This is a genomic window from Aeromicrobium choanae, from assembly GCF_900167475.1.
Lineage (GTDB): Bacteria > Actinomycetota > Actinomycetes > Propionibacteriales > Nocardioidaceae > Aeromicrobium > Aeromicrobium choanae.
In genome coordinates this window covers 102977-115230 of sequence record NZ_LT796768.1, presented here as the reverse complement: position 1 = coordinate 115230, position 12254 = coordinate 102977, and the positions used below count along the sequence as shown (strand labels likewise).

Sequence of the window (12254 nt, the reverse complement as noted above, 5' to 3'; positions counted from 1 at the left end):
ACGTTGTGAGGTTGATGTTCCGGTGACTCGAGCCGCCCAGACCGCGAAGGCAGCGACCGCGAAGAAGGCGCCCGCCAAGAAGGCCGTCGCCAAGAAGGCCCCGGCGAAGAAGGCACCGGCCAAGAAGGCCGCGAGCGGCGCCAAGGAGGTCGTGCTCGGAGACCAGGTCGATCTGGCCGACGTGCTCGAGACCAAGCCGGCCGTCGACGCCGACGGCAAGAAGGTCCTCCCCGACATCGCCGACGAGGTCTTCGAGAAGGATCTGGCCACCGATCCGACGCTGAAGGAGGACGAGGAGGCCAGCGCCAGCTTCACGATCTCCTCGGCCGACGACACCGACGAGCCCGCCGTCCAGGTCACCGTCGCCGGCGCCACGGCCGATCCGGTCAAGGACTACCTCAAGCAGATCGGCAAGGTCGCGCTGCTGACCGCCGCCGAGGAGGTCGAGCTCGCCAAGCGGATCGAGGCCGGCCTCTTCGCCGAGGAGAAGCTCGCCAAGTCCAAGCGCGTCACGGAGAAGATGCGCGAGGAGCTCGACTGGATCATCATCGACGGTCGCCGCGCCAAGAACCACCTGCTCGAGGCCAACCTGCGACTCGTCGTCTCGCTGGCCAAGCGCTACACGGGTCGCGGCATGCTCTTCCTGGACCTGATCCAGGAGGGCAACCTCGGCCTCATCCGCGCCGTCGAGAAGTTCGACTACACCAAGGGCTTCAAGTTCTCGACCTACGCCACGTGGTGGATCCGCCAGGCGATCACCCGCGCGATGGCCGACCAGGCCCGCACGATCCGCATCCCCGTCCACATGGTCGAGGTCATCAACAAGCTGGCCCGTGTCCAGCGCCAGATGCTGCAGGACCTGGGCCGCGAGCCCACGCCCGAGGAGCTGGCGGTCGAGCTGGACATGACGCCCGAGAAGGTCGTCGAGGTCCAGAAGTACGGCCGTGAGCCGATCAGCCTCCACACGCCGCTGGGCGAGGACGGCGACAGCGAGTTCGGCGACCTCATCGAGGACTCCGAGGCCATCGTCCCGGCCGACGCCGTGTCGTTCACCCTCCTGCAGGAGCAGCTGCACGCGGTCCTGGACACGCTCAGCGAGCGCGAGTCGGGCGTCGTGTCGATGCGCTTCGGCCTCACCGACGGCCAGCCCAAGACCCTCGACGAGATCGGCAAGGTCTACGGCGTCACGCGCGAGCGCATCCGCCAGATCGAGTCCAAGACGATGAGCAAGCTCCGTCACCCGTCGCGCTCGCAGGTCCTGCGCGACTACCTCGACTGAGTCACCGCTCCACCAGAACGGCCCGCGACCTCACGGTCGCGGGCCGTTCTGCGTGACGCGGGGAGTGACCTGATCTCGATACGACGTCTCGCCGCGCTCGCCGTCACTCGATCACCGGGCTCGCTGGTCGAGTAGCTCGCGAGCGCAGCGAGCGGCGTATCGAGACCGGTCAGGGCAGCCGGCGGCGCACGGCGCGAGCGAGACGCCGGGCGGGAGACACCGGTCCGGCGTCCGAGCGGACCACCGGCGGGTAGCCGGGATCGGCGGCGACGGCGGCCACGGCCGCGTCGAAGCGCTCGGTCCCGCCGTCCGGACCGAAGCCGTGGCGCAGTCCGTGCCGCTCGAGGAACGCCGCGTAGGTGTCCCAGCGCTCACGGTGCCCCTCGACCAGTGCTGCCCAGTCGGCCTGCGCGAACAGCTCGGGCACCGAGATATCCGCGGGGTCGTGCTGGTCGAGCCGCACGAACGGGATCCGGTGGTACCGAGCCAGCTCGAGGGTGCGCGAGTCGTGCGCGAGCAGGACCGCGGGCGTGCCGGAGATCAGCGACACGATCGTGCCGTGGATGCGCGTGCCGTACGTGAAGCGCTGGCCGCGCAGGAACTCCTGCCACGCCGGGATGTTGAGCGGGAACACGGTGCGCCCGGGCGCGAACACCGGGTGCTCGGGCGACAGGGGGAGCCGTGCGTCGTCACCCGTGAGCGGGGTCCCGCGCAGCAGCAGCCGCAGCGTGTGGATGTCCTGACCGATGTAGGTGAGCCGGCGGTGCCGGCGCAACCCCTGCTGCAGGATCGGGCCCATCTCGCGCACGTAGGGGGAGATGGTGATCGCGATCGGGTCGTCGTCGCCGACCGACTCCGGCAGGCGCAACGGCAGCTCGGGGCCGTGCAGGAACATCGAGGGGCAGCCGATGACGTCGACCTCGGCGTCGTCGAACCCCAGGTCGACCAGGTACTCCTTCGTGAAGTCGCCCCGGACCCCGATCGAGGGGCCCCGCTCCAGCACGGCCCGCACGAACCGGCGCGTGGCCGCCTCCACGGCCTCACGCTCGTCGCGCGGCGCGTTCCCGTCGAGGTCGGCCTGCGCCCCGACGCCCAGGACGGTGAAGCCGGTGGTGAGCTGCTCGATCGCCGCGGACTGGCGGTCCAGCGCCTTGAGGTTCGAGGCGCGGAAGTGGTTCGCGAGCGGGAAGACGACATGGTCGAACTCGCGGTTCACCCGGGCGGGATCGGCGAACCAGGGGCCGGTGGGCGCCGCGGTCACGGCGTCGCCGGGATGGGTCAGGAGTCGCTCGGAGGCGAAGCTGAAGGCCAGGTTCCCGACGTTGTTCCCGATGAGATTGCGCTCGAGGACGCTGGTGGCGTCGGCCGGGTCCAGAGCCGCGTGGTGGACCTTCAGGAGAATGCGCGCCACCCGCCGGACTATACCGTCGCAGCACCCGCGGCCGCGGTCCCCGGACCCCGCGTGACCATGGGTTAGTCTGTTGCGACCGCTTGTTTTCGTCTCGGGGGAGTTTCACCGTGTCCGTCAGTCATCGACTTCGACTCGCGAGTGTCGCCACCCTCGGTGCGCTCGTGCTGCCGCTCGTCGCCGCGTCCACCACCTTCGGTGCCGACGAGGCCGAGGGCGCCGCGGCGGCTCCGGCCGCCGTCGAGCCGCAGGCGGACCCCACCGAGGCACCGGCCGCCGAGGCCCAGCAGGCCGCGCCGCAGGCCGTCGCGGCCGCCGTCCGCAAGCGCCCCTACGGCGCCTCGTACCCCGTCGAGGTCGAGGGCAACTTCGCGCGTCCGTACTTCGACAAGGGCGGTCGCAACCGTGACTACACGCTGCTGAACGACCTCGAGCGCCTCATCCGCGGCTCCTACAAGACCCCGGCGGGCAAGCTCAAGTCCAAGAAGCAGCGCCGCGCCACGTCGGTCTACGCCGCGAACTCGCGCATGGAGGACTCGGTCCGGGTCGGCCGTGAGCTCGTCCGCGCCGCGAAGGCCGGCGTCAACGTGCGGTTCATCCACCCGAACGCCCACCAGTCGGGTGCGTCGAAGAAGCTGCGCAGCCAGCTCAACAAGACCAAGTACGGCAAGTTCAAGATCTGCTCCAACGGCAAGTCCATGGCCTGCCTCTCGCGCGTCAACGGCGCGATCATGCACTCCAAGATCGTCATGGTCAGCGACACGTACACCCGCAGTGGCCGTCGCGCCAAGGGCGTCGTGTGGACCGGCTCGTCGAACTTCGGCGGCCGCAGCGCCGAGCGCACCTACAACAACGGCAGCACCGTCTACAACGACAAGAAGCTCTGGTACCAGATGCGTGGCGTCTGGAAGGACATGTGGGCCGAGCGCCGCGTCGGCAACGACTACGGCCGCTACATCGCCAAGCGCAGCACGCGCTACGGCTACCGCACCGCCACCCGCGACGGCTACTCCAGCGCCTACGCCAAGAAGGGCCTGCTGTACTCGAACCTGGCGAACTACACGATCCACGTGACGCCGCTGCGCGCGACGCCCACGAACGGTCGTGACCCGATCCTCAACATGCTCAACCGGATCGTCCCGGACGAGCAGTGCCGCATCCGCCTGATGGAGAACCGCTTCAAGTACCGCCGCATCGCGCTGGCGTACAAGCTCGCGGCCCTCAACAACGCCGGCTGCCGCGTCTCGGTGGTCGCGTTCAAGGACGACTGGAAGAAGAACTACCTCGAGCACTGCCGCCAGCTGCTGCGCGTGTGCAAGCCCGTGCTCGACGTCCTGAAGACCTCGCGCACCGAGGTCGACGCGGCCTACGCCCAGGTGCACGACAAGACGATCCTGGTCGACGCCAAGCTCAAGCGGAACCGGATGAACCCCGAGGAGCGCCTCCCCAGCGGCGGCGTGTGGCCCAAGTCGGGCGCTCGCGTGAAGGTCGTCCTGGCCGGCTCGGCGAACCTCACCGGCTCCAACCTGGTGGCCAGTGACGAGATCACGACCATCACGACCGACCCCGACGTGTACGACTCGTACGTCGAGCACTGGCGCTCGGTCACGCAGACGAAGGCCTACGGCGTCTTCAAGTACTGAGGACGACGAAACGGCGCCGAGCCCCCAGGGGCTCGGCGCCGTTCTCTGTCGGCTGGAGGGCGGACCCTCAGACGCTCAGGCTGTCGCTCTCGTCGCGGTAGGCGATGGCGATCTCGCGCAGGCGCGTCTCGTGCTGGCGGGCGTGGTGACCGCAGAAGACCAGGTCGGTGCCCGAGGGCAGTTCGACGCGGACCAGGGCCTGCGCGCCGCAACGATCGCAGCGGTCGGTAGCGGTGAGGGCGGGGAACTCGGCAGTGGCCGTCACGGTGTCCTCATTTCGTCGGGTGTCGTCGAACATCACCATGAATACTCCCTCACGGCGCCAAACGCGTGTCGGACGCGCCGACGCCGCGTGTCACGTGCGATCCGGTGGGGCCGGCTCGATACCGTGGGGGCCGGGGGACCGATGAGGAGGAACCGGACATTTCGACCTACGACGCACGCAATCTGCTCGTCCTCGAGGGACTGGAAGCGGTACGCAAGCGACCGGGCATGTACATCGGCTCCACCGACACGCGCGGGCTCATGCACTGCCTCTGGGAGATCATCGACAACTCGGTCGACGAGGCGCTGACGGGGCACGGCTCCCACATCGCCGTCGTCCTGTACCCGGACGGGTCGGTCGAGGTCCGCGACGACGGCCGCGGCGTCCCCGTCGACATCGAGCCCAAGACCGGCCTGACCGGCGTCGAGGTCGTCTACACGAAGCTGCACGCGGGCGGGAAGTTCGGCGGCGGCTCCTACAACGCCACCGGCGGCCTGCACGGCGTGGGCGCGTCGGTCGTGAACGCGCTCTCCGCGCGCCTGGACGTCGAGGTCGACAAGGGCGGCGCCACGTGGGCGATGTCCTTCCGTCGCGGGGTCCCCGGCGTGTTCGCCGGCGACGGCGCCGACGCGGACTTCACCCCCGACAACACGCTGCGCAAGATCGGCAAGGTCGCGAAGTCGCGCACCGGCACCCGCGTCCGCTACTGGGCCGACCCGCAGATCTTCATCAAGGGCGCGAAGTTCGCCTACGACGAGCTGGTCGGCCGCGCCCGCCAGACCTCGTTCCTCGTGCCCGGCCTGCGCATCGCGATCCGCGACGAGCGCGAGGCGGAGGTGCGCGAGGAGGACTTCTTCCACGAGGGCGGCATCTCCGAGTTCTGCGAGTTCCTCGCCTCGGACACGGCCGTCAACGAGGTCCTGCGCATCCAGGGCGAGGACACGTTCGTCGAGACGGTCCCGGTGCTCGACTCGAAGGGCCACATGACGCCCCAGGACGTCGAGCGCACGCTCGGCGTCGACATCGCACTGCGGTGGGGCACCGACTACGACTCGGTCGTGAGGTCCTTCGTCAACATCATCGCCACCCCCAAGGGCGGCACCCACGTCTCGGGCTTCGAGCGCGGCGTCACCAAGACCTTCAACGAGGTCCTGCGGAACTCGCGGATGCTCAAGAACGGCGACCCCGACGTCATCAAGGACGACGTCCTCGAGGGCCTGACCGCGGTCGTCACCGTGAACCTCGCCGAGCCGCAGTTCGAGGGCCAGACGAAGGAGGTCCTCGGCACGCCCGCCGTCACGCGCATCGTGAACAAGATCGTCGCGCGCGAGCTGAAGGCGTTCCTGACCTCGACGAAGACCGCACAGAAGGCCAAGGCGCGCCTCGTGATGGAGAAGGTCGTCGGGGCGTCGCGCACGCGCCTGGCGGCCCGCCAGCACCGTGACACGCAGCGTCGCAAGAACGCGCTCGAGTCCAGCGCGCTGCCCGCGAAGCTGGCCGACTGCCGCAGCAACGACGTCGACCGCTCCGAGCTGTTCATCGTGGAGGGCGACTCCGCGCTCGGCACCGCCAAGTCGGCGCGCGACGCGGAGTTCCAGGCCCTGCTGCCGATCCGCGGCAAGATCCTCAACGTCCAGAAGGCCAGCATCGGCGACATGCTCAAGAACGCCGAGTGCTCGTCGATCATCCAGGTCGTGGGCGCCGGCTCGGGCCGCACGTTCGACCTCGACACGGCGCGCTACGGCCGGATCATCTTCATGGCCGACGCCGACTCCGACGGCGCACACATCCGCTGCCTGCTGGCGACGCTGTTCTTCCGCTACATGCGGCCGATGGTGGAGGCGGGCCGGGTCTACACCGCCGTGCCGCCGCTGCACCGGATCGAGCTGGTCTCGCCCAAGAAGGGGCAGGACAAGTACATCTACACGTACTCCGACCCCGAACTGCAGCGCACGCTGGCGCAGCTGAAGAAGCGCAACGTCCGCTGGAAGGACGCGCCCCAGCGCTACAAGGGCCTGGGCGAGATGGATGCCGATCAGCTGGCCGAGACCACGATGGACCCGCGCCACCGCACCCTGCGCCGGCTCACCGTGGACGACGCCGAGGCGTCGGCCGAGGTCTTCGAGCTCCTCATGGGCAACGAGGTCCCGCCGCGCAAGGAGTTCATCATCCAGGGCGCCTACGAGATCGACACCGAGCTCATCGACGCCTGAGGTGCCTCGTGCACGGCGGAGCGTGATCTCGATACGCGTATCGAGATCAGTTGACCGAGATCAGTCGACCGGGGTCATGAGACCCGAGTCGACGTCGTAGATGAAGCCGGCGACCTCGACCGAGTCGGGGACGAGCGGGTGGCTGTGGACGCGGTTGACGTCGGCGCGCACGGTGGACTCCTGGTCCTCGATGACGCCGATGGTCATCCAAGAGGCATCGGTGCCGCTCTTGTCGCCGATCCGGGCCTTGACGTCGGCCTCGGTCGAGGACGCCATGGCGCAGCGAGTGTGCTCGACGACCAGGACGCGGTCGACCTTCAGCATGGACACGCCGAGCACGATCGCGACGAGCACCTGGTCGGTCACGCGGCCGCCGGGGTTGCGCAGGATCTTGGCGTCGCCGGGCTTGAGGCCGATCATCGCGAGGGGCTCGATGCGCGAGTCCATGCAGGTGACCATCAGGACACCCGCCTGTGCGATGCCGTCGAAACCTCCCTCGTGCGTCTGGGCGTAGTGCCGGTTGGCCTCGAGGAGATCGTCGAATGCGGTCGTCATGAGGAAAAAGTAGCGCGCCGCCGCAGGAGCAGCAGAGCGAGGGCCGCGGCGATGAACGCGGCCACCGCGGCGCCGGTGAAGACGGCCTGCAATTGCGCGATCCCGGCGTCGCGCATGGCCCCGTTGTAGGCACGGCAGGCGGTGGTGGCCCCGCTGCAGAGCTCCTCGATCGGCGGGATGTCCGCGACCGCCGCCCGGAAGGCGCGCAGTCCCAGGGAGGTCAGCGCCGAGATGCCGATGAGCATGCCCACCATGCGCGCGACGACCAGCAGGGCGCTGGCGAGGCCGTGCACCTCGGCGGCCGTGTGCTCGAGCAGCGCGGCGTTGACGGGGGCGATCGCCAGGCCGAAGCCGAGGCCGCAGGCCGCCAGCACGACGGTGGCGCCGAACGTCTCCAGGGACTTCGCGTCCCACGACGCCATCACCAGGAAGCAGGCACCCGAGAGGGTGAGCGCCGCGGCCGTGAGCGGACCGGCGGGCACGCGGCGCAACAGCCAGCCGCCGGCCACGGCGCCCACGGGCAGGGCGACGAGGAAGCGCAGCAGCACGAGCGCCGCCTCGAGCTGGTCGTCGGGCGCGATCGTCAGGCGGGCGAAGAACGGGATGTCGACGAGAGCGGCGATCAGGGCCGAGCCGACGAAGAACGAGACGGCGATGGAGCCCCACGCTGGGGCGGCGGAGAGCGACCCACGGGGGATCAGGGGATGGGCGGCGTGCCGCCCGCGCCACACGAACAGCGCGAGCGCGATCGCGGCGACGGGCAGCAGGACGATCGCGTCGTCGGCGAGCACCGCCCGCTCGGGCTCCGCGCTGGCGAACGTGAGGATGACGGCGCCGAGGGCCACCGTGAGCGCGGCCGCGCCCCAGAGGTCGGTCTGGCGGGCCACCTGGCCCCACTCGCGCCAGGCGATCAGGGGCCGGGCCGCCGTCGCCTGCCGGACGACGAACGCGGCACCGAGGCCGTAGGCGACGAGCGCCAGCGGCGTGAGCCACCGCGACTCGCCCACGACCGGGAGGAACGCCAGGCCGCTCGTGACGCCGGTCGTGAGGGACTCCGGCTCGAGCATCACCAGCAGCAGGCAGCCACCGGTGAGCAGCGCCAGCACGAGCCCCGGAACGTCCCATCCTCGGTCGGGTCGCGGGGGCCGGTGGCGCAGCAGGGCGGCCGCGATCACCAGGCCGACGGCGGCGTTGACCCAGAAGATGTCGTGCCACGTGCCGAAGGCCAGGATCGCGGCGCCCCACAGGGGTCCTACGACGCTGCCCAGCTCCTGCACCGCGCCGACGATGCCCAGCGGCAGGCCACGGCGCTCAGCAGGCCACGTGTCGGCGATCAGGGCCAGCGTCGGCGGGATCAGCCCGCCGCCGCCGATGCCCTGGATGAACCGGCCCAGCACGATCGAGGTGAGGTCGTACCCCGCCGCGGTGATGACCGAGCCGATGGCGAAGACGACGAGGCAGCCGATCAGCACGGGGACGCGGCCGCGCAGGTCGGAGACCCGCCCGATGAGCGGCAGCACCGCCACGTAGCCCAGCAGGAACCCCGAGATGATGGGAGCCGCCCGCTGGAGGTCGGCGACCGTCAGCCCGGCCGCGGTCATCATGTCGGGCAGCGCCAGCACGACGACGTAGGTGTCGGCCGCAGCGAAGCCGATCGCCACCGCGGCGAGCGCGAGCAACCCGCGCGACGCGAGCTCCCTCATCGGCACGGGATCAGGGCGCCTCGATGCCGGCGGGCTCGTCGCGCGGTGAGAGCCGCAGCGTGTAGGTCACGTCCTCGCCGCCGTAGAACGGGCCCGAGATCTTGGCGTCGTGGAGCTCGTCGTCGTCGGTGAGGCGGTAGACGACGTCGAAGTCCTCGGTCGCGTCGGCCGTGGGGATGAGCTGGGCGATGCGGTCGCCCGGGAGCTCTCCGCTGATCTCGGTGAGCACGAGGTCGCCGTCGCGCGACTTGTCCTCGACCTCGGGATCGGTGGTGGCCTTCAGCAGTGCGCCCAGGCCCGAGTCGGCGTCCGTGCCCACGAGCGCCGCCGGATCGGGCGCGCCGAGCGTGGACGGGTCGAGCGGGGCCCACACGGGCGAGAAGCCGGTCTTGGCGTACGTCTTGCCGTCCACGGAGATGACCTCGGCGGCCAGCGTCGCGCCGCCCGCCACGACCTTCACGTCGCCCTCGAAGGCGGGGGAGTGGTCGCCGATGCCCTCGGCCGAGAGGAGCCCGCGCGTGCCGCTGGGCAGCGCCTCGGTGCTCAGGGAGATGTCGAACGACTCGGCCTCCGTGAGGGCCTCGGAGGCCGCGTCGAGCCTCTGGGCGGCGTCGCCGGAGTCGGAGTCGTCACCGGTGCAGGCGGTCAGCAGCAGGGCGCCGCTCAGCACGGTCGCGGTCAGCAGTCGAGAAAACACGCTGGTCAGTCTGGCACGTTTCGCGCTCCCGGCAGCGTGGCTGCGGCCGATGAGACGCCTGTGATCGGCTGGCCGACCGGAGTGCCCGACGCATCGCGCCGTTCGACGACCTCGGGGAGGTCGACGGGGGACCCGCTCGCGGCGGAGGCGACGGGCATTCCGTCGCCGACCCAGGCGAACACCAGGGCGTCCTCACCGCTGAGCAGCCGCTGGCAGCGCACGCCGCCGGTGCCGCGCCCCTTGCCGGGGTAGACGGAGAAGGGCGAGACCTTGACCGAGCCGGCCTGGGTTCCCGGGAGGGCGGAGGAGCTGCCGGCGACGGTGACCACGTGGGCCGACTCGACGTCGGAGACGGCACCGAACGCGACGACGTGGGCGCCCGCGCCCAGCTTCACGCCGGCGACGCCGCCGCCGCTGCGGCCCTGGGGTCGCACGAGCGAGGCGGGGAAGTGCAGCAGCTGAGCCTCGGACGTGACGAACGCGAGCTCCTCCTCGCCGGTGACCAGCGGGACCGCGCCCACGACCCGGTCGCCGTCGTCGAGCCGGAGGAGCTCCCACGAGTCGCGGTTGGAGAGGTGGTCGGGCTTGACCCGCTTGACGATGCCGTCCCGGGTGCCCAGGGCGAGGCCCGGGACGTCCTCGGCGAAGGTCATCAGGGTCAGCGCGTCGCCGTCGAGGCTCACCAGCTCGCCCAGCGGGACGCCGCCCTGCAGGCGCGGGGAGTCGGCCGTGGGCGGGAGTGCCGGCAGGTCGATGACGTCGAGGCGGTGGACCGTGCCGGCCGACGTGACCACGCCGACCTGCCCGCGCGCCGTGGCGCGGACCGCCGCCACGACCGTGTCGTGCTTGGCCCGGCGGCCGTGGTCGCCGAGCGGCTCGGCGTCGGACGTGCGCGCGACGAGGCCCGTGGAGGACAGCAGGACCCAGCACGGGTCGTCGGGCACCTCGAGCGACCCGCCGGCGGCGGCTGGGGCGGGGACGCCCGCGGACTCCAGCAGGACGGTGCGTCGGGGGGTGCCGAACTGCTGGGCCATCTGGGCCAGCTCGTCGCCGACCAGGGTACGCAGCACGCTCTCGTCGGCGAGGATCGCGTCGAGCGCCTCGATCTGGCGCCGCAGCTCGTCGGCCTCACGCTCCAGCTCGAGACGCGAGAACTTCGTGAGGCGACCCAGCTGCAGGTCGAGGATGTAGTCGGCCTGGAGCTCGGACAGGTCGAAGACCGAGATCAGCCGGCCGCGGGCCTCGCCGCGGTTGTCCGACGAGCGGATCAGCTGGATGACCTCGTCGATGTCGAGGATCGCCACGAGCAGCCCGTCGACGAGGTGCAGCCGGTCGGCCGCCTTCCCGCGGCGGTACGTGGTGCGCCGGCGGACGACGTCGATGCGGTGCTCGAGGTAGACCGTGAGCATCTCGCGCAGGCCCAGCGTGCGCGGCTGGCCGTCGACGAGCGCGACCGCGTTGATGCCGAAGGAGGACTCCAGCGGGGTCTGGCGGTACAGCTGCTCCAGCAGCGCCTCGGGGACGATGCCGTTCTTGATCTCGATGACCAGCCGCAGGCCGTGCTTGCGGTCGGTGAGGTTCTTCAGGTCGGAGATGCCCTGGATCTTCTTGGCCTGGACGAGCTTCTTGATCGACTCGATGACCTTCTCGGGGCCCACGTTGTAGGGCAGCTCGGTGACGACGATGCCCTTCTTGCGCGCGGTGACGCTCTCGACGCGCGTGGTGGCGCGCATCTTGAACGAGCCGTTGCCCGTGGCGTAGGCGTCGCGGATGCCGTCGAGGCCCACGATCTTGCCGCCGGTGGGCAGGTCGGGGCCGGGCACGAAGCGCATGAGCGCGTCGAGGTCGGCGTCGGGGTGGGCGATGAGGTGGCGCAGCGCCTGCACGACCTCGATGAGGTTGTGCGGCGCGATGTTCGTGGCCATGCCCACGGCGATGCCGGACGCGCCGTTGACGAGCAGGTGGGGGATGGCGGCCGGGAGCACGGTGGGCTCCTGGAGCCGGCCGTCGTAGTTCGGCTTGAAGTCGACCGTGTCCTCGTCGAGCGACTCGGTCATCGCCTCGGCGGCCCGGTCCATCCGGATCTCGGTGTACCGCATCGCGGCCGGCGGGTCGTCGGGCGAGCCGAAGTTGCCGTGCCCGTCGAGCAGCGGCAGGCGCAGCGACCAGGGCTGGACGAGACGCACGAGCGCGTCGTAGATGGCGCTGTCGCCGTGCGGGTGCAGCTTGCCCATGACCTCGCCCACGGGGCGGGCGCTCTTGACGTGGGGTCGATCGGGCCGCAGGCCCATGTCGTCCATCGTGTAGAGGATGCGCCGCTGGACGGGCTTCATCCCGTCGCGCGCGTCGGGCAGGGCCCGCGCATAGATCACCGAGTAGGCGTACTCGAGGAAGCTCGAGCGCATCTCGTCGCCGACGTCGGTGTCGAGGATGTGCTCCTCGAAGTCCACGGTCTCGATGCCTGATCCACTCACGCGGGCCATTCTCCCGC

9 protein-coding genes are annotated in these 12254 nt (G+C 70.5%); 3 read left to right on the top strand and 6 right to left on the bottom strand.

The window, feature by feature from the left end:
- Positions 1-22: 22 nt before the first annotated feature.
- Positions 23-1279: an RNA polymerase sigma factor gene (locus tag B5D60_RS00555; protein ID WP_172806211.1), complete on the top strand. Its 1257-nt coding sequence runs from the start codon at positions 23-25 to the stop codon at positions 1277-1279.
- 169 nt (positions 1280-1448) lie between these two features.
- Here the strand turns inward: B5D60_RS00555 and B5D60_RS00550 are convergent, their stop codons facing one another.
- Positions 1449-2690, bottom strand: a complete 1242-nt coding sequence (locus tag B5D60_RS00550; protein ID WP_172806210.1) for a polysaccharide pyruvyl transferase family protein — start codon at positions 2688-2690, stop codon at positions 1449-1451.
- 107 nt (positions 2691-2797) lie between these two features.
- Between B5D60_RS00550 and B5D60_RS00540 the strand changes: the two genes are divergently transcribed.
- A complete protein-coding gene (locus B5D60_RS00540) occupies positions 2798-4330 on the top strand; it encodes a phospholipase D-like domain-containing protein (RefSeq protein ID WP_153302805.1) in 1533 nt (510 codons plus the stop codon).
- Between the two features lie 67 nt (positions 4331-4397).
- Here B5D60_RS00540 and B5D60_RS00535 read toward each other — a convergent pair whose 3' ends face one another.
- Positions 4398-4628, bottom strand: coding sequence for a DUF7455 domain-containing protein (locus B5D60_RS00535; protein WP_153303084.1), 231 nt, complete (start codon positions 4626-4628; stop codon positions 4398-4400).
- A gap of 125 nt (positions 4629-4753) precedes the next feature.
- Between B5D60_RS00535 and B5D60_RS00530 the strand changes: the two genes are divergently transcribed.
- Positions 4754-6808 carry a DNA gyrase/topoisomerase IV subunit B gene (locus B5D60_RS00530; protein ID WP_231949074.1) on the top strand — a complete coding sequence of 685 codons (2055 nt, stop codon included), beginning with the start codon at positions 4754-4756 and terminating at the stop codon, positions 6806-6808.
- A gap of 60 nt (positions 6809-6868) precedes the next feature.
- Here the strand turns inward: B5D60_RS00530 and B5D60_RS00525 are convergent, their stop codons facing one another.
- Genes B5D60_RS00525 through B5D60_RS00510 form a run of 4 tightly spaced genes read right to left on the bottom strand, consistent with a single transcriptional unit; the run spans position 6869 to position 12246 of the window.
- Complete coding sequence (locus tag B5D60_RS00525; protein ID WP_078698334.1) at positions 6869-7363, bottom strand: beta-class carbonic anhydrase; 495 nt, start codon at positions 7361-7363, stop codon at positions 6869-6871.
- Positions 7360-9066 carry an MFS transporter gene (locus B5D60_RS00520; RefSeq protein WP_078698333.1) on the bottom strand — a complete coding sequence of 569 codons (1707 nt, stop codon included), beginning with the start codon at positions 9064-9066 and terminating at the stop codon, positions 7360-7362. Before B5D60_RS00520 ends, B5D60_RS00525 begins: the two co-directional genes overlap by 4 nt.
- 10 nt (positions 9067-9076) lie before the next feature.
- On the bottom strand, positions 9077-9763 hold the full coding sequence (locus tag B5D60_RS00515) for an LppX_LprAFG lipoprotein (protein WP_172806209.1): 687 nt from the start codon (positions 9761-9763) through the stop codon (positions 9077-9079).
- 5 nt (positions 9764-9768) lie between these two features.
- The gene (locus B5D60_RS00510; protein WP_078698331.1) at positions 9769-12246 is read right to left on the bottom strand and encodes a DNA gyrase/topoisomerase IV subunit A; all 2478 of its coding nucleotides are present in this window, start codon (positions 12244-12246) and stop codon (positions 9769-9771) included.
- Between the last annotated feature and the right edge of the window lie 8 nt (positions 12247-12254).